The organism is Arthrobacter glycogeni, assembly GCF_054510815.1.
The window spans coordinates 19,492-40,112 of record NZ_JBTNDV010000002.1; the positions used below are offsets into that span (position 1 = coordinate 19,492).

A 20,621-nucleotide genomic window follows, 5' to 3' on the forward strand; every position below is an offset into this window, starting at 1 on the left:
GCGTCGCAGGGATGCTGCGCGCCGGGAGCCTAAGAGTATTGTGCCGTATATGGGTACCGCGCATCGTTTCGATCCTCTGGCTGCCAGCCGCTCCGCGTCCGACCCGGAATTTGACCTGCTACTCAGCGGGTCGGTCTTCCTCGATATTGTCTTTACCGGTCTCGGGCAGCTACCGACGCCCGGCACAGAGGTCTGGGCCGACGGGATGGGATCATGCCCCGGCGGTGTGGCCAACCAGGCGATCGCGGCGAGCCGCCTCGGGCTGCGCACCACGCTATCAGCCGCCTTCGGCGACGACGGCTACGGCGACTACAACAAGGGCATCCTGCGCGATCAGGAGCACGTTGACCTGTCCCGGTCGAGGACCTTCGAGAACTGGCATTCACCGGTCACCGTCTCCCTGTCGGTGCAACGCGACCGCTCCATGGTCACTCATGGCCACCCGTCCCCGGTATCAGCCACCGAGTTGATCGGTGACCCGCCGCCGCGGTGCCGGGCCGCCGTCGTCAGTGTTGAACCGGAGCTCGAACCGTGGGCCCTCGCCGCACGGGCCAACGGAACCCTTTTGTTTGGTGATGTGGGCTGGGACCCCACCGGGCAGTGGTCGGGGAGTGCACTGGACACCCTGCAGTATTTCCACGCGTTCATGCCCAACGACAGCGAGGCGATGGCCTACACCCGCACCGACGACCCCTGGGCGGCGCTGTATGCGCTCGCCGACCGGGTGCCCGTGGCAGTGGTGACGGTGGGGCAGCAAGGGGCCATTGCCATCGACTCTCTGACGGGTGAAGAGGAATGGGTGCCTGCGCTGCCGGTGAAAGCCTACGATCCAACGGGGGCGGGCGACTGCTTTGGTGCGGCGTTTGTGATGGGAGACCTGGCCGGGTTCCCTCTGGCCGACCGGTTGCGGTTCGCCAACCTATGTGCAGCCCTGTCGGTGCAGGAAGTGGGTGGGTCCCTCGCCGCACCCGGGTGGGGAGACATCGCCGACTGGTGGCACCGGATGAGCGAGTCGCGCGAGAAGGTGCGCAAGCAGTGGCTGAAGCGCTACGACTTCCTCGAGCACCTCGTTTCGGGGGTGCCGCTGGAAGCCGTGCGCCGGGCCTCGGCGACGATCGCCCGCCAGTCGGATGCGTGATGCGGCAGTGTGGTCCCGCCCGCGTGCGTCCGGCTGTGAACCGGCCGGCCGCGCGGCCGCGCGGAAATGACAGAATAGAGCGGTGAGTTTCCTAACTGATCCCCCGGCCGGTGAACGGCGGGTCGAGATTGATCTTGACGCGGTCCGCCACAACGTCAGGCACATCGCCGACGTCGTCAGCCCGGCCCGACTGATGGCAGTGGTCAAGGCCGACGGCTACGGGCATGGGGCGCAGCAGGTGGCCAGGGCGGCCCTCGAATCGGGCGCATCCTGGCTGGGGGTTGCCCACATTTCCGAGGCCCTGGACCTCCGCGCGTCGGGTATTGAGGCGCCCATCCTCGCCTGGCTGCACACGGTCGAGTCCGACTTTGGGGCGGCAATCCGGGATGGCATCGATATCGGCGTGTCCGGGTGGGAGCTGGACTATGTGGTGGCGGCAGCCCGGCTGCAGGAACGGCCCGCGCGGGTCCAGCTGAAGATCGACACCGGGCTGGGACGCAACGGCTGCCCCCCTGACGAGTGGGACACGTTCGTCGGCCGTGCGCTGGAGCAGCATGAGGAGGGGCTCCTCCGGGTGGTCGGCATTTTCTCGCACCTGGCGGTCGCCGACGAACCGGAGCGCCACGAAACTGATGACCAGATCCGCCGCTTCCGCGAGGCAGTGGCGGTGGCCGAGGATGCCGGCGTCGACGTCGAACTCAGGCACCTCGCCAACACCCCCGGCGCCCTGTCCCGCCCCGATACCCACTTCGACCTGGTGCGGGTGGGGCTCGGCATCTATGGGCTCTCGCCGTTCCATGGCCACAGTTCGGCCAGTCTTGGTCTGCGCCCGGCGATGAGGTTTGTGACCTCGGTAGCATCCTGCAAGGAGGTCCCCGCCGGGCAGGGCGTCTCCTACGGCCTCACCTACCGCACCACCCGGCCCACCACCCTGGCCCTGATCCCGGTGGGCTACGCCGACGGCGTCCCCCGAATCGCCACCGGAGCGCCGGTGCTGGTGGCCGGCCGCCAATATCCGGTGGTCGGGAGGATCGCGATGGACCAGTTTGTCATCGACCTGCAGACCACCGGGATTGCCGGCACCGACCGGAGTCTCCTGGGGCACACCGCGGTCCTGTTTGGGGGTAGCCCGGACGAGCCCAGCGCCGACGCTTGGGCCGACGCCAGCCGGTCGATCAACTACGAGATTGTGACGCGGATCAGCGGCCGCGTCCCGCGCACCTACCTGAACGGGACAGCCCCCAGTGCAGACCAGTAACGGCACCGACCCTCAGCGGTGGAGGCGCAGCTTCACCGTGCAGTCGGCGGGCGAGCTGCAGCAGTTCGCGACTGCCCTGGGCACCGACCTCGCCGCCGGGGATCTGCTGATCCTCTCCGGCAGCCTCGGGGCGGGGAAAACCACCTTCACCCAGGGCCTGGGCCAGGGCCTCGGCGTCCGGCCGGGCATCATTTCACCGACCTTTGTGCTGGTCCGGGTCCATCCATCCGTCGCGGTCGGGCCCGCGCTGGTGCACGCCGACGCCTACCGGCTCGAGTCTGCCGCCGACATTGACGACCTCGATCTGGAATCCAGCATGGATTCCAGCGTCACGGTGGTGGAGTGGGGCGCCGGGCGAGTGGAGCACCTTGCGGAGAGCCGCCTGGAGATTCACCTTGAGCGGCCGGCGGGCGCCGGCGCACCATCTGACCCCGATGACGACGACGAACCCCGCCGGGTTCTCCTTGTCGCGTTCGGTCCGCGCTGGGCGAATACACCGCCAGCCGTAGAGGCACTGGATTAGGCTGGCAGGATGCTGATTTTGTCCCTCGATACCTCCGCCGCGGCGAGTGCTGCCCTGGTGCGTGACGGCGTCGTCGGCGGGAGTTTTGCCACCGACGACACCCGGACCCACGCGGAGGTGCTGGCACCCGCTGTCGCTGACCTGCTGGCTGACGCGGGAATCTCCGGAGCCGATCTCGACGCCATTGTGGTGGGTGTGGGGCCGGGGCCCTTCACCGGTCTGCGGGCCGGGCTGGCCACCGCCAGGACCCTCGCCTACGTCTGGGAGGTGCCGCTGCACGGCGTGATGAGTCTCGACTCGATCGCCGAGGATGCGGCAGCACACGCCGTGTCCGGTGAGTTCCTGGTGACCACTGACGCCCGGCGGAAGGAGGTCTACTGGGCTCGGTACCGCGCAGACGGCGGCGTTCCTGACCTGGTGGCGGGCCCGCAGGTGGGAGTACCGACGTCGCTCCCTGACCTCCCCGCCTATGGGAAAGGCGCCGGACTGTACCCTGAGGCGCTGGCCGGGGTGGAGGGATTCACCGATGTCCACCCGTCGGCGGCGGCGCTGGGACGCTCGGCGTACCGCAGGCTCGCCGCCGGGCGCCAACTGCTGGATACGACACCGCTGTATTTGAGGGAGTCCGATGCGCGGGTTCCCGGCCCCCGGAAGCGGGCTACGGCATGAGCTTTTCACTGCGTGACCTGCTACTGCAGGACGTCCCGGCTGTGGCACGGCTCGAGTTGGAGCTGTTCCCCATCGACGCCTGGCCGCTGGAGATGTTCCTCGACGAGGTGTCCCAGACCGAAACACGCCGTTATCTTCTTGCCGAGAGCGAGGGCAGGCTGGTGGGCTACGCCGGAGTGATGTGCGTGGACACGACAGCTGATATCCAGACGATCGGCGTCCTCCCCGAGTGCGAGGGGAAGGGCATCGGCACGGCGATGCTGACCGAACTGCTCGCCGAGGCCCGCAACCGCGGCGCCACCGAGGTGCTGCTGGAGGTGCGGGCCGACAACCCCCGGGCGCAAAAACTGTATACCCTGACCGGATTTGAGCACATCCATACCCGGCGCAAGTACTACCGCGACGGCGTCGATGCCTGGGTGATGAGGTTGATCCTGTGAACCGTGATCAGCCGCTGGTCCTCGGCATCGAATCATCCTGTGACGAAACCGGCGTCGGGATTGTCCGGGGGACGCAGCTGCTCACCAACACGGTGTCCTCGTCAATGGACGAACATGTCCGGTTTGGGGGTGTGATTCCGGAGATCGCTTCCCGGGCACACCTTGACGCTTTCGTGCCGACCCTGCGGCAGGCGCTCGCCGACGCCGGCGTCACGCTGGCGGAGATCGATGCCATCGCGGTGACCTCCGGCCCGGGGCTGTCCGGTGCGCTGATGGTGGGGGTGTCCGCGGCGAAGGCGCTGGCGCTTGCCACCGGAAAGCCCCTGTACGCCGTGAACCATCTGGTGGCCCACGTCGGGGTGGGAGTGTTGGGCTCGGCGTTCCCACACGGTCTGCCGCCGAATCTTGGTGCCCTGCTGGTTTCGGGTGGTCACACGGAGATCCTGCGGGTCAACAACCTCGCCTCCGACGTCGAGCTGTTGGGGTGCACCATCGACGACGCCGCCGGTGAAGCCTACGACAAGGTGGCCCGCATCCTCGGCCTCGGCTACCCGGGCGGCCCGGCGATCGACCGCCTCGCCGCGGAGGGAAACCCGAAGGCGATCCGCTTCCCGCGGGGGCTGACCCAGCCCAAATACCTGGGGACGGCCGGGCAGCCCGGACCGCACCGGTACGATTTTTCGTTCAGTGGCCTGAAAACTGCTGTCGCCCGGTGCGTGGAGCAGTACGAAGCCGACGGCGTCGACCTCCCGGTCGCCGACATCGCCGCCTCGTTCCAGGAGGCCGTCGTCGACGTGATTACCTCCAAGGCGGTGCTGGCATGCCGCGAACACGCGATCACCAACCTGCTGCTCGGGGGCGGGGTGGCCGCCAACTCGCGGCTGCGGACCCTGACCGCCCAACGGTGCGCGTCCGCGGGAATCACCCTGACGGTCCCGCCCCTATCGTTGTGCACTGACAACGGCGCAATGGTGGCGGCGCTCGGGGCGCAGATCGTGATGAACGGCGGGGAACCCACCGGGCTGCGCTTCGCGACCGACTCGTCGCTGCCCGTCACCAGCGTGTACACCTAAATCCCTTGGATCGAGTTGACTCGATCCAAGGGATGGCGGGGGCTAGTGGCGGAGCTGCGCGACCATGTCGAGGACGACGGCGCTGAGGTCGCCGCCGTGCTCGGCCGCGACCCGGCGCTGACGCTGATAGCCGGCGCCGCGGGCGAGGATCTTCTCCACGTCACCGAGCTCCTCAACGCAGCCCAACTTCTTCGCCACCGGCTGCAGCCGGTCGAGCACCTCCACCAGATGCTCCGTGACCAGCTGCTCGTTGCCCTTGGCGTCGAGGATGATGATCGCTTCCATCCCATAGCGGGCGGCCCGCCACTTGTTCTCCTGCACATGCCAGGGCGGCATGGTGGGGATGGTCCCGCCGTTGTCGAGGGTGGTCGAGAATTCGTCGACCAGGCATTGGGTCAGGGCAGCAATCGCTCCGACGTCCTTGAGGGTGGACAACCCGTCGCACACCCGCATCTCGATGGTTCCCAGGTTTCCGACCGGGCGCACATCCCAGCGGATCTCGTTCACCGCGTCGATCACTCCGGTGGTGAACATGTCCTGCACATAAAACTCGTACTCGCTCCAATTGGGGAACTGGAAAGGCAACCCGGCGGTGGGCAGCTGCTGGAACATCAGGGCGCGCTGCGACGCGTAGCCGGTGTCCTCTCCCGCCCAGAACGGCGACGACGCCGACAGGGCCTGGAAATGCGGCACATAGTTCACGAGGCCGTCGAGCACGGGCATCGCCTTGTCGCGGTGGTCGAGCCCCACATGTACGTGGACCCCGTAGATGACCATCTGCTGGCCCCACCACTGGGTGCGGTCGATCAGTTTGTAGTAGCGCTCCTTATCGGTCACCGGCTGGGAGCGGGGCACGCTGAACGGGTGCGACCCGGCAGAGAAGAGCTCAACGCCCATCGGGTCGGTGACCTCGCGGACGGCCGCCAGGGAACGGGATAGGTCAGCCTTCGCGTCGGCCACCGTGTGGCAGATCCCCGTCACCAACTCGACCGTGTTCAGGAGCAGCTCCTGCTTGATGTGTGGGTGCTCCTCGTCCTCCTGCAGCTCGGGGTGGTTCGCCGCCACCCCGCGGAGGACCTGATCGGCCACCGACACCAGCTCGCCGTTGTAACGATCCACCAGGGCCAGCTCCCATTCCACGCCGAGCGTGGACTGTGCTGACTGTGCGAATTCGATCTTCATGGGCTGGCTCCTGACCGGTACCGGACTGCTGGAAAATTCTGCCTCGATATCACGTCATCCGCGGAAGAGAACTGTCCCAATATTAGAGCAGGAGTAGCATCGATACAGTGAAAAGCGCAGCCCACCGGGCGAACACTGGGAACCAGGCACGCCGCCGGGGCTTACGCCAGGCACGATTGGCCGTTGTCACGCTCCTGCTCGTGGCGGGCTGCACCCCCGCCGGAAACGGTGGCGGCGCCCCCACCACCGAGACCGGCCCAACGCCGTCGGCGTCGCCTGAACCGTCACCTGAACCGTCAGCGTCGTCGACGACCACCGACTCGTTGCCCTGGGGTCCCAGTACGCAGAACTACGACGACGCCGCCGCGGCCGTGGCCAGCATGAGCACCCAGGAGCGGGCCGGGCAGGTGATCGTCGGGTTCTACGCGGGCACGGACACTGCAGGCCAGGAACAGGCGATCAGGGACCTTCACCTGGCGGGCAGCATCATCATGGGCGACAACGTGCCGCTCTCCGCCGACGGTGCGGTGGATCCCGTGGCAATGGCGGCAGTGACCGAGTCTCTGGCCGCGGCAGTAGCAGAGGACGGTAGGACCTGGCCGGCAGTCATCTCCGTGGATCAGGAAGGCGGGCAGGTCGCCCGGCTCCGTGGGCCCCTCACCGCCTGGCCGACGCCGATGACCTACGGCGCTGCGGGCGATCCGGCACTCGTTGGGTCGTCGATGACGGCGATGAACTCTGAGTTGGCAGGACTCGGCTTCACCATGAACCATGCGCCGTCGGTAGACGTCACTACGGGAGCGAGCGACCCGACGATCGGCGCGCGCGCCTATGCGGATGATCCGACCCTGGTCGGCGAGCTGGGGTCCGCTGCGGTGGCCGGGATGCTGGAAGCGGGAGTGTTACCCAGCGCGAAGCACTTCCCCGGGCACGGTTCAGTGCCGGCCGACTCCCACCTCGAACTCCCCGTGCAGACAGCTACCCTCCAGGATCTTCAGACCCGCGACTGGGCGCCCTTCACAGCGGCGGTCGAGTCTGGCGTGCCTGTCATGATGATGGGCCATATTGCCGTGGAGGCGCTTGACCCGGGGGTGCCGTCGTCGGTGTCAGCTCCCAACTATGAGGCGCTGCGCGGGTTGGGTTTCGACGGAGTGGTGGTCACCGACGCGTTGAACATGGCAGCAGTGGAACAGCTCTACCCCGGTGGGCAGGCAGCCCCTCGGGCCCTCGCCGCAGGGGCCGACTTGCTCCTGATGCCCACCGACACCTACGCCGCCCACGCGGGAATCGTCGCGGCCATCGACGACGGTAGCCTTCCCGGCGCGCGGCTGGCCGAGGCCGCCACCCGGGTGGTCACACTGATGCTGTGGCAGGCAGAGCTCGCAACCGCGGCGGTGACCGCAGCGCCGGGGGAGCAGGCGGGGGCCAGCGCCGTAGCCTCCGCAGCGGCGATTACCATGCTCACCGGGCAGTGTGAAGGGGACCTGTTGAACGGCACCGCCTCGCTGATTGGCGGAACGGAAACCGACAGGCAGCGCTTCACCGATGCCGCAGGGGAACGGGGTGTCACCGTCGGAGCAGGAGGGACGACAGTGTCCCTGGTCGGCGGCAGCAGCGGTGCGGCGCCGGCCGAGATTGCCGTCGCTCTTGATGCACCCTGGTGGTTGGAGGCCGTGGACGCACCAGTGAAGATTGCTGCCTACGGAGACACGCCGGGGGCGTTCGCCGCCGTCCTCGACGTTCTGACAGGCGATGCGCCGGCACCCGGACGATTGCCGGTCGAGGCGGCCGGATACGCCGCAGGGACCGGATGCTGATGCGGCCCGGCAGCAGCCAACTGGTTCGAGCGTAGTCTTGAACCATGTCCACCCCAGTGCGCCGGCCGAAGCGCGGACGGCTGCGTCGGGTGCTGCTCACTACACTGCTGGGGATCGTCGTCGTGCTCGGCACCGCCGCAGCGGTCCTGCTGACGCCGTCGCCCGTCAAGGAGGCCGAGGTGGCGGCGGTACGGGGCGACCCGGCGGTGCGGGTGATTGACCGGGAGGGCTACATCGCGCTCCTGCCGGCCGGCGGCCCGGCGGAGACCGGGATGATTTTCTACCCTGGGGCGCGCACCGTCGCCGAGGCCTACCTGCCCTCCTGGGCGCCGATCGTCGAAGCCACGGGGATAGCCGTGTACCTTGCCGAGATGCCGTTCGGCTTTGCCTCGCTCCGGGACGACGCGGCGCGGGACATCATTGGCGCCGAACCGGCCGTGGAGACCTGGTGGATTGGCGGCCACTCACTCGGCGGGATCACAGCGGCGCGTTATGCTGACGCCCACCCGGATTTCGAGGGGTTACTGCTGTGGGCGGCCTTCCCCGAAAATGATGTTGTGCTGGATGATACGCCGGGGCTTGAGGTGCTGGCGGTGACCGGGAGCAAGGACGAGATTGTTCCCACCGCGGTGGTGCGGGAGCGGCTCGCGGCAGCGGTGGTCGATGCCGACATGGTCGAAATCGAGGGAATGGAACACAGCCAGTTCGGTGCCTACCGGTCCATTTTCGGTGACGGCGACCCGACTATTTCCGACGCCGACGCCCGGCAGACCCTGGCTCGGGTGACTGCCGGGTTTCTGCACTCAGCCGGCCCCGAGATTCGGTGCTGCAGGAGGGTTAGCCAGCTACTATTCTGCGACCGGGATGGACTGGGCTTTCAGAGCGTCGATGGTCTGCTGCTGGCCTTCAGTCAGCGCATCCATCAGCGTGCCGGAGCCGCCGATCGCTGCACCGAAGCCGTCAGAGACATCGGTGTAGGTCTGGGTCATGGTTGGGCCCCAGATGAAGTCGGGGTCAACATTCGCTGATGCTTCGGCAAAGATGTCGTAGATCGGCTGTCCGTCGTAGAATTCGACGCCACCGGCGAAGGCCTCAAGTTCGGTCGCCGACTTCGCCGCCGGGTACAGTCCGCCGAGCTCGTTAGCGAGGGCAAGTGCTTCGGGATCGGTGTTGAGCCACAACGCGAACTCCGCTGCCTCGGCCGGGTGCTCCGAGCCTTTCAGTACCGCAGTGGAGGAGCCGCCCCAGTTGCCGGCGGTCTCCCCACCTGCTTCCCACTGCGGCATGGGGGCAACAGCCCACTTGCCCGCGGTGTCAGGTGCGCCGTCGGAGAGGGTAGTCGCACCCCACACTGCCGAGACCCAGGTCCACTGCTGACCCTCGTTGAACGACGCGTTCCACTCATCGGAGAAGGACGGGAGGGTTGACACGAGGTCCTCGGATAGCAGGTCCTGCCAGTAGGTCGCGACTTCCTCGGACTCGGGGCTGGTCAGATTGACGTCCCAGCTCTCGCCGTCGTTGGCGAACCATTGGCCGCCGTTCTGCCAGACCATGCCAGCGAACCAGTTGACGTCAGTCTTGGGGAAGTTGGTGATGTAGGAGCCCTCCGCCTTGATCTGCTCGGCAGCGACTGCATATTCCTCCCAGGTGGTCGGAACCTCAATGCCAGCCTCCTCGAAGAGATCGGCCCGGTAGTACATGGCCATGGGCCCGCTGTCCTGCGGGATGGCGTACACAGAGCCCTCCTCGCCGAACGTGGTCTGCCCCCAGGTCCAGTCAACAAACTGGTTCTTAGCTTCCGTGACGCCCGCGCACTCGGCGATGTTCTCCAGCCCGTCCTGGACGCGGAAGTTCGGGAGCGCGTCGTATTCGATCTGGCCCAGGTCGGGTGCGTTGCCGGCCTGGATCTGGTTGAAGAAGTTCTGATAGGTTCCGGAGTTTCCGTTGGGACCAGTCTGCACGGTGACCTGAATGTCGGTGTTCTCTTCGTTCCACAGTTCAACGACCTGGTCCATTCCCGGAACCCAGGTGGTGAAGGTCAGCTCGACCGGCCCGTCGGAGGCCTCGCAGGGTGCCGCCTCGGTTCCTCCTCCCGGGCTGTCCTCACCGGCTGAACAGCCGGTGAGAGCCAGCGCAGAGATGGCAAAGGCCGCGGTGACTTTTCCGTATTGCGCGCGCATTGTCTTTCCTATCGGTGGTAGTGCAGTGCGGGAGCGGATGCTCCTGCACCAGGTGGTGGTGATTGTGAAAATCTGTGGACTACTTGACGCCGCCTGCGCCGAGCCCGCTGCTCCAGAAACGTTGGAGTGCGAGGAACGCGATGATCAGCGGGACGATCGAGACGAGGGCTCCAATGATCACCAGGGACCGCAGTTCAGGGATCTGGCTGATCTGGCTGTTCCACGCGTAGAGGCCCAGGGTGACAGGGAAGAGAGCCTGATCGCGGAGCATGATGAGCGGGAGGAAGAAGTTGTTCCAGATCGCCACGAACTGGAACAGGAAGATGGTGACGAGGGCGGGAGCCATCAGGCGGGTGGACACCGTGAAGAAGGTACGGATCTCACCCGATCCGTCCAACCTCGCCGCTTCGAGCAACTCCCCGGGGACGCTGGCTGCTGCATAGATGCGCGCCAGGTAGACGCCAAACGGGCTGACCAAGCTCGGTAAGAACACTGCCCACATGGTGTTCGTCAGGTTGGCCTGACTGAAGATCAGGAAGAGCGGGAGGGCCAGGGCAGTCGCGGGTACGAGGACGCCGCTCAGTACGATGTTGAAGATCGCCTCGCGTCCCTTGAACTCGTACTTGGCGAGCGCGTACCCGCACATCGCGGCTATCACGGTGCCGATCAGGGCTCCGATTCCCGCATAGATAGCCGAGTTCACGAGCCACCGGCCGAACAGCCCGTCGTCGTAGGTGAAAAGCCGTCCCAGGTTGTCGAAGAACGTCCCCAACGAGCTTGCAGTGAACCACAGCGGGGCGGTCGACGTGATTTCGCCGCCGGTTTTCGTTGACGTGGTGAGGAGCCACCAGATGGGGGTGAGGAAGTAGAGGGTGAAGACACCCATGATGAGCATCGCCGCGCTGCGGGACATGATGCCCTGCCGGGGGCCGCGCGCGCGATCGTCCCTGCTGCGCGTCGTGGATCCTCCGCCGCGTGGGCGTTTGGGGGCGGTGACTGGGGAAGACATCACTGGGTAACCTTCCGCTGGGTCGACTTCAGGAAGACGAAGGAGAGGATGAACGTGGCGAGTGCAAGGACCACCGAGAAGGCTGCGGCGAGATTGTAGTTCGGCACTGACGCGGTCGTGTAGACGGCAAGGTTCGGCGTGAAGGTGCTGTTGATCGCGGAGCTGAAGCTACGCAGCGTCTGCGGCTCTGCGAGCAGCTGAAGGGTGCCGATGATCGAAAAGACCGCCGTCAGGATGATCGCCGGGATCACCAGGGGGATCTTGATGCGCCAGGCGATCTGGATATTACTTGCGCCGTCGAGCCGCGCGGCCTCATAGATTTCGGTGGGGATCGCCAGCAGCGACGCATAGATGATGAGCATGTTGTACCCGACGTACACCCAGGTCACAATGTTGGCGATGGCCCAGAGTACGAGGTTCGCCGACAGGAAGTCGATGTTCGATGTCACCGCGCCGAAGGGCGAGAGCGACGGCGAGTACAGGAATCCCCACATGATGGCTGCAATCACTCCGGGAACCGCATAGGGTGCGAAGAACGCCAGGCGGAAGAATTTCTTTCCCTTCAGCAGGGGTGAGTCCAGCAGCAGGGCGAACAACAGCGCGAGTCCCAGCATGATGGGCACCTGCACGGCGCCGAACAGCATCACCCGGCCCACCGAGGCCCAGAATGCGCTGTCCTGGAAGACCTGCTCGTACTGCACGAGGCCGCCGAAAACCTGGCGGGGCGCACCGAACGTCCCCTCGCGCTCCACGGTGAGCAGCGACTGCACTATCGCGTAGACGATTGGAACGGCGTAGAAGGCGAGAAAGAGGAGCCCGAACGGCGCAATGAACAGGGCGACGGCGCGGCGCTGCGCCCCCGATGAACGGTTCTTCCTCGCAACCTGAGGCGCCTTCGGTACCTCGGCCGGAGTGCTAGTGACTGTCATGGCCTGCATCCTTCCGGCCCTGGGCTGGGCCGTGGGTGTCGGAAATTTCTGGGGTGGTGCGAACAACGCGGACTGCGCCGGCGGGAACGACGACGACGCCAGCCACGGCCTCGGCAGTCAGCAGTTCCAGACCGCTGACCCGGTGCTTGCGGTCCTCGGTGGTGTGGTTGATCAGGAAGACATATTCGTGGCCGTTGCCGCGCCGGGTGACTGACTCGAGACCCGACTGAATATCGGGGAGCGCGACGCCGGCGGTCACCGCGGCGCGCAGCAACAGGTCCTTGAGTACGCCGCCGTCCAGCACCGTCGCGGCGTACCAGGCCTCGCCGGCGCCGAAGTGGTTGCGGGTCACGGCCGGCATGCCCCGGTGGGTGCCGGTGGCGTAGCTCAGGATGGCGTCGGCCGTCGTGAGACGGAGCGCCTCGGACCAGAGGGTGGCGGGTGATCCGTTGTCGAGCGTGAGTGGATGCGCCGGGTCGAGGGGGAAAAATTCTTCTGAGCGGATGCCCAACAGGTCCCTGAATGCCCCCGGGTACCCTCCGGGGCGTACCCTTTCGTTCTCGTCGACGATGCCGGTGAAGAAAGTGATGAAGGCGGACCCGCCGTCGTCGACGAAATCCGTGATGACTGCGGCATGCTCATCGCGGATCAGATACAGGTTAGGAACCACCACCAGCTTGTAGTGGGAGAGGGGAGCGCCGGGGGCCACGACGTCGACAGTGAGTCCGGCGTCCCACAGTGCCGTGTAGGCAGCATGTACCTGGTCGATGTAGCCGACGTCACCGGACGGGTGTGACTCCTGGTCGTGGGCCCACCACGCCTCCCAGCTGAAAACGAGCGCCACCTCGGCCTGCACCGTGGTTCCCGCCAGTTCGCGCAGCTTTCGGAGTGATGCGCCAAGGCCGACGACGTCGCGCCACGTCTGCGAGTCGGTGCCAGCGTGGGGGAGCATCGCTGAGTGGAATTTCTCGCTGCCCTGCAGCGACGCGCGCCACTGGAAGAAGCAGAGGCCGTCGGCGCCGCGGGCTAGGTGGCTGAGCGAGTGGCGGATCATTTCGCCAGGGCCCTTGGCAATGTTGCGGGGTTGCCAGTTCACGGCACCGGTGGAGTGTTCCATCAGCAGCCACGGTCGGCCCTGGGCGAGCCCGCGGGTGGTATCGGCGGCGAATGCCAGCTCGGCCAGGGGTACGTTGAGCCGATGGTCGAGGTAGTGGTCGTTGGCTATGACATCCATCTCCGGAGCCCAGGTCCAGTAGTCCTGGTTGCGGATGTGGGCGGTAACCATGAAGTTGGTGGTGATGGGGATGGAACTGTGGGTTCGGATCACTGCGGCTTCGGCCCGGTAGTAGTCAAGCAACGCGTCGGAACTGAATCGTTGGAAATCAAGTTCCTGAGTGGGGTTGAGGGCCGAGATGGTGGCCCGTGGGGGGAGGATGTGAGCCCAGTCCGAATAGCGCTGGCTCCAAAAAGAGGTCCCCCAGGCCCGGTTGAGCTCCTCAACGGTGGTGTAGCGGTCTTCCAGCCAGGTGCGGAACGCGGCGGCTGAGGTGTCGCAATAACACAGGGCATTGTGGCAGCCCAGTTCGTTGGAGACGTGCCATACGGCGACTGCGGGGTGGCTGCCGTACCGTTGCGCCACGAGCTCTACCAGCCGGAGTGCGAACTCCCGGAACACCGGCGAGCTGGGGCACCACGCCTGGCGTCCGCCGGGCCACCGTCGGGTGCCGTCGGCCATTTGCGGAAGGATTTCCGGGTGCAGGGCCGTCAGCCAGGGGGGAGGGGAGGCAGTGCCGGTCCCCAGATTGACGGAAATACCGTTGGCGTGAAGCAACGCGATGATCTCGTCCAGCCGGTCAAACCTCACGACGCCGTCGGCGGGTTCCAGCTCGGCCCAGCCGAAGATATTGATGGCGGCGAGGTTGACACCCGCCTCCTTCATCAACCGGATGTCCTCGGGCCACACGGCGGGATCCCATTGCTCAGGGTTGTAGTCGCAGCCGTAGACCAGATCTCCGGTACCCGAGAGGTCAGTGATGCTGGTGGTGCTCGAATTCAACCCGGCTCCTCGTCGTCATTCATGAATGATTGTTCCGAGGGCGGCCGGGGTGTCCGAGGCGTTCTGTGAACGCTCCCAGACTCGGCAAAGCTCGCCATCGAGTTTTTTCTGTGAACGTTCCCAGAGTAAGGCATGTCACATTTGCTTGTCAACGAAATTACCGGGCCGCAGGTACGCAGCTGACGCAGGGCGCCCGTGAGGGCAGGCAAATGCTCGGCTAAAGTACAGGTATGGACTCAACCCGCACGCGCATCCGCAGGGCAACCATCAATGATGTTGCGTCAGCGGCCGGGCTGTCCCGGGGAACGGTGTCGCGGGTGGTCAATGGGGAACGCTATGTGTCCGAGGACGCGAAACTCGCCGTGGAGGAGGCGATCCTGCGGGTCGGTTATGTGCGGAACTCGGTAGCCAGGAACCTGGTCCGGCAGGAATCCGGGGCCATCGGACTAATCATCCATGAACCTCACTCGCTGTTGTTCGAGGACCCCAATATCGGGTCGATCCTGTTGGGCGCCAATGCGGTCCTGTCGGCAGCCGACTACCAGCTAGTCTCCCTCATTATCGACTCCGAACGCGACAGCCGTAGGGTTGCCGACTACCTTCAGGGTGGCCTGGTGGACGGCGCGGTGATCGTGTCGGCGCGAGCGTCGGACCCGATCGCCCTCGCGGTCAAGAATCTTGGTGTGCCGGCGGCTTTCGTCGGGCACCCACCGGGGATCCCGGACATCCCGTATGTCGCAATCGATAACGCAGCGGCAGCCGAGGCCATTACCGCCCGGCTGCTGGGCACCGGACGCACCCGGGTAGGCATGATCGCCTGCGCGCTTGACCGTGACTCCGGCCAGGATCGGCTCGCCGGGTTCAAGACAGCGATGGGGCACCTGTTCGATCCCGGGCTGGTGGTGGAATACCCGCTGTACACGTACGGGTTTGGGCTGGAGGGAATGCAGGAGCTGTTAAGGCGCCGTCCAGATCTGGACGGCGTGTTTGCTGCGTCCGATGCAGTGGCGGCTGGTGCGATGACGGCCTTGCAGGAAAGCGGTCGAAACGTCCCGGCCGAGGTGGGGATTGTCGGCTTCGACGACAGTAGTTGGGCCCTGCGGTGCAGGCCACAGCTCTCGACAGTCAGGCAGCCAGCGGACCTTCTGGGCAAGCGTGCCGCAGAGTTGGTGTTGGCCCAGATCAGGGGACTGCCGAGCCCCGCGGAAGTGCTGGAGACGTCGGTGATGTGGCGGGGCTCGGCCTGAGCGGGAGCTAGCCATTGGGGGTCAGCGTCGCTCGGCCCGGGCGCGTTCGATCGCCACGGTACATTCGTGGATTCCGCACTCGCAGTAATACATATCGTCCGGATAGCGGCGCCTAACCCAACGCAGTAGCCGGTCGGTGAGGCTGATCTGGGTGCGCACATCCGCAGGATCCGTCATCAGCCAGGGGCTCGCGAGGAAGCCGGGCAGGCAGTGGACCAGATCATGGGCAGTGAATAGCCGGAGAAAGGCTCCGCGGGGGTGTATTTCGCGCTCGGCCGCGAGTAGGGTTCCGGATTCGGGGCCCAGCACCGCGGTGGCGTCGACCGTCTCAAGGTAACCACACAGGTGTGCCATCACCCGATAGTACCGAGCGCCAACGTAGTGGCTCCGGCCCATACTGACGTCCTCACGGAAGGTTCGCAAGATGATAGCGATACGGGGAGTGTTCGTTTCCATGGCCTGACTATTCCATCCGGCACCGACACTTTTTGGTGGAATGGCGCGCCAGTTGCTCCCGAATACCGCCTGTTTTGGTGAGCAACCTGGACCGGAGGGGTCAGCCTCGACATTCGGGTGGGACATATTGCCCACGGATACCCAGGTTCCTCACCAAAACGAGGACGACGACGCGCGACACCCGGTAGGGACGACGACGCGCGACACCCGGTAGGCGGGCCTCACCAAAACGGCGAAAGGGGCGTACTAGCCGCTCACCGGCTCGACGACGATCGCCACCCGGTCCTCGCCGATCCGGGTCAGCACCAGCGTGGCCTTCTTCTTTCCCGGGGTTTTCCTGGTTTTGCCCGAACCCGCCAGCAGTTGCCGGCGCAGCTCCTCCGGCGTGACCGACGTCCCGCGCTTCTTAATATCCAGCACGCCGATCCCGTTCTCGCGCACCCAGGTTTTCAGGGCCTTGACGTTGTACGGCATCACGCCGACCACCTTGTAGGCGCGGGCAAACGGGGTGTCCTGCAACTGCGGCGCGCAAATGTAGGCGATCCGCGGATCCAGCAGATGCCCTCCCAACTGGTGTACGACGTCGGCCACTAGCCCCGCGCGGATCACCGCACCATCCGGTTCGTACAGGAAACCCTCCGGTGCGCCGACCGGAGGGTGGATCTCGTCGCCAAAATTTACTGCACTGGTGAGCTCGGCGGCCCCGTGGGAGCTGATCACCAGCGCGGAACGGCGCACGTCGGGCCGTTTGAGGGAGTTGAACCAGAGAGTCACCTCGGTGACGTCGCCGTCCACCGAGACCCACTGCGCCTCGCAGCTGGCCGGCACGGCGGCGTGCGGGATCCCCGGCCCAAGCTTCACGCCGACCGGGGTGCCGCTATCCGCGAGCCTCTCGACAAACGACAGGGGAGGGGAGAATGCCTCGGGGTCGAAGAGCCGGGTGGTGCCCGAACTGGAGGTGGTCCGGCGGGCTGGATCCAGCCAAACGCCGTCGTACCCGGTGAGGTCGAAGGATTCAGCGTCGCCGCCCACCACCGTGGCGTTGGGCCAGGGCATCAGATTCATGGTGGCGGCAGCAGCGGTGGTCTCGTCAATCTCCACGGCTGTCACCTCGCGGTCCAGGCTCGCCAGCGCGATCGCGTCCGCGCCGATCCCGCAGCCCAGGTCTGCGACCCGCGTCAGGTCGGCGGTGACATACCGTTCGGCGTGACGGGCCGCCACCCCCAGGCGGGTGGCCTGCTCCAGACCGGCGGCAGTGAACAGCATGCGGGCGGCGAACGGCCCAAACTTTGCCTCCGCCTTGGCACGAAGCCGGGACTGGGTGAGCGCGGCAGAGATGACCACGGGATCGTGCCCCGCCCGCCGCAGGGCGGTACCGAGCCGGAGGGAGTCTGCCTCGTTGTAGGGCTCCAGCGAATTGAGGAGATCCCAGCCGGCGGGTGTCAGCAGGGCCGCAATCAGGTCCGGGCCAGCGGAGGCAGCCGGGCCGGCCATCTCAGTAGCCCCGGGCATCCCCGGCGTCCGTGCCGATTGTGCTCAGGGTGATCTCCGGGGAGTTTTTCTCTACCCGGCGGAGCGCCCAGATGTCGTTGAACAGGGCGAGGTACTCGCCGTCGGACCGGATCAGCACCTCGGTGCCGCGGATCGCGCTCAGGGCCGTTTGCGCGTCGTGGGTGGTGAGGCGTGCCAGCGAGTACTGCAGGGGCTCCATCCGCATGGGGGCGCTGAAATCGTGCTCCATCCGGTCCGCGACCACCTCAAACTGCATAGGGCCCACGGCGGCCAGCACCGGTGCCTGATCGCCGCGGAGGTCCGAACGGAGCACCTGGATGATGCCCTCATGGCCGAGCTGCTCGATCCCACGCCGGAACTGCTTGAACCGGCTGGGGTCCTTGGACCGGGCCACCCGGAAGTGCTCGGGGCTGAAGAGCGGGATCGGGGGAAACTCCACCGGCTCCTCGACGTAGAGGCTGTCACCCATCCGCAGGGCCGACGCATTGACCAGCCCGACGACGTCGCCCGGCCAGGCTTCGTCGATTACCTCCCGTTCGCGGCCGAACAGCTGCTGGGCGTACTTCGTGGCGAAGGTTTTGCCCGAGTTGGCGTGGGTGACCACCATGCCGCGCTCGAAGACGCCCGAGCACACCCTGATGAACGCAACATGGTCGCGGTGGGCACGGTTCATTCCTGCCTGCACCTTGAAGACGAAGCCGGAGAACGGTGCATCCACGGGGCGGGCGTCTCCATTGATGTCCTTCCGGGGCGCAGCGGCGGGCGCCAGATCGACCAGGGTATCGAGGATGTGCTGGACACCGAAGTTCAGGACGGCCGACGAGAACAGGACGGGGGTGCCGGTTCCGGCGTGGAAACTTTCTTTGTCAAACGGCTGGTTCGATTCGATCACCAGTGACGCTTCATCCAGCGCGTCGGTCCAGGCCTCGCCTTCCTCGGCCAGTGCCTCGGCGGGCGTGAGGTGCTCCTCAATGGCAAGGGAGGCGCCAGCGTTCTTGCGGGTAAACCGGACAAATTCATCACGCTGCAGGTCCCAGACACCGCGGAAATCCCCGGCAATGCCGACGGCCCACGTCAGGGGCATGGGGATCAGCCCGGTACGTTCGGTGATCTCATCCATCAGTGCGAGGGTATCCAAGCCCGGCCGATCCCACTTGTTGATCACGGTAATGATCGGGATGTTGCGCTGCCGGCAGACCTCGAACAGTTTCATGGTCTGGGTTTCCAGGCCCTTGGCGGCGTCGATCAGCATCACCGCGCAGTCCACTGCGGCGAGCACACGGTAGGTGTCCTCGGAGAAGTCCGAGTGGCCAGGAGTGTCCAGCAGGTTGATCACGGTGTCGCGGTAGGAAAACTGCAACGCCGTGGAACTGATGGAAATGCCGCGGTCCTTTTCCATCTGCATCCAGTCGGAGACAGTTTCCCGGCGGTTCTCCTTGCCATTGGTGGCGCCAGCCGTCCCAATCACCCGGGCGTGCAGGGCGAGCGCCTCGGTCAGCGTCGACTTACCGGCGTCGGGGTGAGAGATGACGGCAAACGTCCGACGTCGGGAGGCCTCCTGGACGATGCCGCTGTGGCTCCGGGTGGAAGCCTGTACCTGCTGGGTCACGAAACTGCTTTCGAAAGATGACGGGAGGGCCATTGATGGCCAGCTACCCAGTCTAACGGGCGGAGTCTCACGGCGTCGAAGCGCGGCTGCTCCGCAGGAGGCAGCTTTCAGTGGGCATGCACGGTCATGCCCAGTGAGACTAGGCCTTCGGTGAGCAGGAGGGAGTGACGAGGCTGAAACCACGGACTGTGGGGTTGCCCGGTGTCGCCCCGCAGGCTCACCCGATCCAGGTGTTGGCCCGGGACGAATGCAACGCCACGGTGCCGTGGACGACGAAAGGCACTTCTTCGGGTTCGGCGGAGGCTGGGCGCATCCGCGGCGGCCTGAGTGGTGCCGCAAGTACGCAGTAGGCGCGGGCCGGAACGGAAGGCTCCACTCTGGAGTTCGGGCTAGGAGGTCCTGCGGACGGCGGGCCCTGCGCCGGTGGAGCCGCGCACGATGAGATCGGCCTGAAACAGCATGTCTGTGCGTGTGACCCGGTCACCGGCGAGTTCAGTAACCAGTGCATGGACGGCGGCCTCTGCCATTGCGGCGACATTTTGCCGCAGGGTAGTCAGCGGTGGGTTAGTGAAAGCCATGAGCGGCGAGTCATCGAATCCGATCACCGAGATGTCCTCGGGTACGTGAAGCCCACGCGTCTGTGCGGCCCGCATAGCTCCGAGGGCCATGACGTCCGAGGCACACACGATGCCCGTATGACCGCTGTCGATGAGTTCGTTCACCGCACTCTGTCCGCCCTCGATGGTGAACATGCTGGAGGCCACATGCGAGTCCGTGTCGTCCTCGCCGAGGAAGTCGACGAGCCCGGAGCGGAACCCGTCCATCTTGCGGCGGCTCGGGATGAAACGGTCGGATCCGGTCGCGAAGCCGATGCGTTGATGGCCCTGCGCCACGAGGTGACCGACCGCGGTCCGGATGGCCGTGGCATCGTCGTTTGAGACAGACGGCGCATCGATCTCCGGCCGGGCTCCGTTCACCAGTACGAAAGGAACACGACCACGCAACCGCCGATAGCGCTCCACTCCCGCTCGGCCGTCAGAGTGTGCCGCACACACGAAGATAATGCCGCTCACGCCCTGATCGAGCATGAGTGCCACGTACTCATCCTCGGTGATGCCGCCGCCCGGCAAGGTGCACAGGGCTGGAATGTAGTCATTGGGTGCCAGCAGGGCAGCAATAGCCCCGGCGAAAGCGGGGAAGATCGGGTTCACGAGGTCCGGTACGACGACGCCGATCTGCCCTTTCGAGCGCCCGGCCGTCCTGACCGGCCGCTCATACCCAAGGCTGTCCATCGCAGTAAGGACGGCTTGCCGAGTTTCCTGGGAGGCGCCACCCTTCCCATTGAGAACGCGTGAGACAGTGGGGACGCTGACGCCGGCGGTACGGGCGACGTCATCCAGTCGCGGCCGAATGTTATGCGTCTCGGAAGTCATGGCTCCAATCTAATGCACACCCATCATCCGGAAGAAAGTTTTCGTGAAAGTTGCGTCATTTCGTTGACGGCCAGGGGTAGCCGTCTTTAG

17 protein-coding genes and 1 pseudogene are annotated in these 20,621 nt (G+C 65.8%); 9 read left to right on the forward strand and 9 right to left on the reverse strand.

Annotation, left to right across the window (positions count from 1 at the left end; genetic code table 11):
• The first annotated feature begins 49 nt into the window (after positions 1-49).
• From ACX80G_RS02300 to tsaD, 6 genes are all read left to right on the forward strand, one after another.
• A complete protein-coding gene (locus tag ACX80G_RS02300; protein WP_459305373.1) occupies positions 50-1,138 on the forward strand; it encodes a carbohydrate kinase family protein in 1,089 nt (362 codons plus the stop codon).
• 82 nt (positions 1,139-1,220) lie between these two features.
• Positions 1,221-2,396, forward strand: a complete 1,176-nt coding sequence (gene alr, locus ACX80G_RS02305) for an alanine racemase (RefSeq protein ID WP_459305374.1) — start codon at positions 1,221-1,223, stop codon at positions 2,394-2,396.
• Positions 2,383-2,919 (forward strand): tRNA (adenosine(37)-N6)-threonylcarbamoyltransferase complex ATPase subunit type 1 TsaE, encoded by a 537-nt coding sequence (gene tsaE, locus ACX80G_RS02310; protein WP_459305375.1) that lies wholly within the window; start codon positions 2,383-2,385, stop codon positions 2,917-2,919. The genes alr and tsaE overlap by 14 nt, the downstream gene beginning before the upstream one ends.
• 9 nt (positions 2,920-2,928) lie before the next feature.
• Positions 2,929-3,588, forward strand: a complete 660-nt coding sequence (tsaB, locus tag ACX80G_RS02315; RefSeq protein WP_459305376.1) for a tRNA (adenosine(37)-N6)-threonylcarbamoyltransferase complex dimerization subunit type 1 TsaB — start codon at positions 2,929-2,931, stop codon at positions 3,586-3,588.
• Positions 3,585-4,028 carry a ribosomal protein S18-alanine N-acetyltransferase gene (gene rimI, locus ACX80G_RS02320; protein ID WP_459305377.1) on the forward strand — a complete coding sequence of 148 codons (444 nt, stop codon included), beginning with the start codon at positions 3,585-3,587 and terminating at the stop codon, positions 4,026-4,028. Before tsaB ends, rimI begins: the two co-directional genes overlap by 4 nt.
• Positions 4,025-5,101 (forward strand): tRNA (adenosine(37)-N6)-threonylcarbamoyltransferase complex transferase subunit TsaD, encoded by a 1,077-nt coding sequence (gene tsaD, locus ACX80G_RS02325; RefSeq protein WP_459305378.1) that lies wholly within the window; start codon positions 4,025-4,027, stop codon positions 5,099-5,101. The genes rimI and tsaD overlap by 4 nt, the downstream gene beginning before the upstream one ends.
• Before the next feature lie 42 nt (positions 5,102-5,143).
• Here tsaD and ACX80G_RS02330 read toward each other — a convergent pair whose 3' ends face one another.
• The gene (locus ACX80G_RS02330; protein WP_459305379.1) at positions 5,144-6,283 is read right to left on the reverse strand and encodes a glutamate--cysteine ligase; all 1,140 of its coding nucleotides are present in this window, start codon (positions 6,281-6,283) and stop codon (positions 5,144-5,146) included.
• Positions 6,284-6,390: 107 nt separating this feature from the next.
• Here ACX80G_RS02330 and ACX80G_RS02335 point away from each other — a divergent pair, with 107 nt between their 5' ends.
• Together ACX80G_RS02335 and ACX80G_RS02340 are read left to right on the forward strand one after the other, a co-directional pair.
• Entirely contained in the window at positions 6,391-8,100 is a 1,710-nt protein-coding gene (locus ACX80G_RS02335; RefSeq protein ID WP_459305380.1) for a glycoside hydrolase family 3 N-terminal domain-containing protein, read from the forward strand.
• A gap of 272 nt (positions 8,101-8,372) precedes the next feature.
• A pseudogene (locus ACX80G_RS02340) lies at positions 8,373-8,849 on the forward strand (alpha/beta hydrolase); the annotation flags it as partial.
• Between the two features lie 99 nt (positions 8,850-8,948).
• Here ACX80G_RS02340 and ACX80G_RS02345 read toward each other — a convergent pair.
• The 4 genes from ACX80G_RS02345 to ACX80G_RS02360 form a co-directional block, all read right to left on the reverse strand.
• Positions 8,949-10,280, reverse strand: coding sequence for an ABC transporter substrate-binding protein (locus ACX80G_RS02345; RefSeq protein ID WP_459305381.1), 1,332 nt, complete (start codon positions 10,278-10,280; stop codon positions 8,949-8,951).
• Between the two features lie 79 nt (positions 10,281-10,359).
• Positions 10,360-11,193, reverse strand: a complete 834-nt coding sequence (locus ACX80G_RS02350) for a carbohydrate ABC transporter permease (RefSeq protein WP_459305708.1) — start codon at positions 11,191-11,193, stop codon at positions 10,360-10,362.
• A gap of 95 nt (positions 11,194-11,288) precedes the next feature.
• Complete coding sequence (locus ACX80G_RS02355; RefSeq protein WP_459305382.1) at positions 11,289-12,218, reverse strand: carbohydrate ABC transporter permease; 930 nt, start codon at positions 12,216-12,218, stop codon at positions 11,289-11,291.
• The gene (locus ACX80G_RS02360; protein ID WP_459305383.1) at positions 12,205-14,274 is read right to left on the reverse strand and encodes a beta-galactosidase; all 2,070 of its coding nucleotides are present in this window, start codon (positions 14,272-14,274) and stop codon (positions 12,205-12,207) included. Before ACX80G_RS02360 ends, ACX80G_RS02355 begins: the two co-directional genes overlap by 14 nt.
• A 230-nt stretch (positions 14,275-14,504) precedes the next feature.
• Here ACX80G_RS02360 and ACX80G_RS02365 point away from each other — a divergent pair, with 230 nt between their 5' ends.
• Positions 14,505-15,521 (forward strand): LacI family DNA-binding transcriptional regulator, encoded by a 1,017-nt coding sequence (locus ACX80G_RS02365; protein ID WP_459305384.1) that lies wholly within the window; start codon positions 14,505-14,507, stop codon positions 15,519-15,521.
• Between the two features lie 21 nt (positions 15,522-15,542).
• On the opposite strand, the gene ACX80G_RS02370 is transcribed toward ACX80G_RS02365, so the two are convergent.
• The 4 genes from ACX80G_RS02370 to ACX80G_RS02385 all read right to left on the reverse strand — a co-directional run bounded on the left by ACX80G_RS02370 (position 15,543) and on the right by ACX80G_RS02385 (position 20,531).
• Positions 15,543-15,977, reverse strand: coding sequence for a hypothetical protein (locus ACX80G_RS02370; RefSeq protein WP_459305385.1), 435 nt, complete (start codon positions 15,975-15,977; stop codon positions 15,543-15,545).
• A gap of 246 nt (positions 15,978-16,223) precedes the next feature.
• Positions 16,224-17,489 (reverse strand): class I SAM-dependent methyltransferase, encoded by a 1,266-nt coding sequence (locus tag ACX80G_RS02375; RefSeq protein ID WP_459305386.1) that lies wholly within the window; start codon positions 17,487-17,489, stop codon positions 16,224-16,226.
• Positions 17,473-19,131 carry a peptide chain release factor 3 gene (locus ACX80G_RS02380; RefSeq protein WP_459305387.1) on the reverse strand — a complete coding sequence of 553 codons (1,659 nt, stop codon included), beginning with the start codon at positions 19,129-19,131 and terminating at the stop codon, positions 17,473-17,475. The genes ACX80G_RS02375 and ACX80G_RS02380 overlap by 17 nt, the downstream gene beginning before the upstream one ends.
• Positions 19,132-19,487: 356 nt before the next feature.
• Positions 19,488-20,531 (reverse strand): LacI family DNA-binding transcriptional regulator, encoded by a 1,044-nt coding sequence (locus tag ACX80G_RS02385; protein WP_459305388.1) that lies wholly within the window; start codon positions 20,529-20,531, stop codon positions 19,488-19,490.
• Positions 20,532-20,621: the final 90 nt, after the last annotated feature.

Coding starts and splice junctions, on each gene's coding strand:
- ACX80G_RS02300 (WP_459305373.1), top strand. CDS start 50: ATGGGTACCGCGCATCGTTTCGATCCTCTGGCTGCCAGCCGCTCCGCG.
- tsaB (WP_459305376.1), top strand. CDS start 2,929: ATGCTGATTTTGTCCCTCGATACCTCCGCCGCGGCGAGTGCTGCCCTG.
- rimI (WP_459305377.1), top strand. CDS start 3,585: ATGAGCTTTTCACTGCGTGACCTGCTACTGCAGGACGTCCCGGCTGTG.
- ACX80G_RS02330 (WP_459305379.1), bottom strand. CDS start 6,283: ATGAAGATCGAATTCGCACAGTCAGCACAGTCCACGCTCGGCGTGGAA.
- ACX80G_RS02345 (WP_459305381.1), bottom strand. CDS start 10,280: ATGCGCGCGCAATACGGAAAAGTCACCGCGGCCTTTGCCATCTCTGCG.
- ACX80G_RS02350 (WP_459305708.1), bottom strand. CDS start 11,193: ATGTCCCGCAGCGCGGCGATGCTCATCATGGGTGTCTTCACCCTCTAC.
- ACX80G_RS02355 (WP_459305382.1), bottom strand. CDS start 12,218: ATGACAGTCACTAGCACTCCGGCCGAGGTACCGAAGGCGCCTCAGGTT.
- ACX80G_RS02365 (WP_459305384.1), top strand. CDS start 14,505: ATGGACTCAACCCGCACGCGCATCCGCAGGGCAACCATCAATGATGTT.
- ACX80G_RS02370 (WP_459305385.1), bottom strand. CDS start 15,977: ATGGAAACGAACACTCCCCGTATCGCTATCATCTTGCGAACCTTCCGT.
- ACX80G_RS02375 (WP_459305386.1), bottom strand. CDS start 17,489: ATGCCCGGGGCTACTGAGATGGCCGGCCCGGCTGCCTCCGCTGGCCCG.
- ACX80G_RS02380 (WP_459305387.1), bottom strand. CDS start 19,131: ATGGCCCTCCCGTCATCTTTCGAAAGCAGTTTCGTGACCCAGCAGGTA.
- ACX80G_RS02385 (WP_459305388.1), bottom strand. CDS start 20,531: ATGACTTCCGAGACGCATAACATTCGGCCGCGACTGGATGACGTCGCC.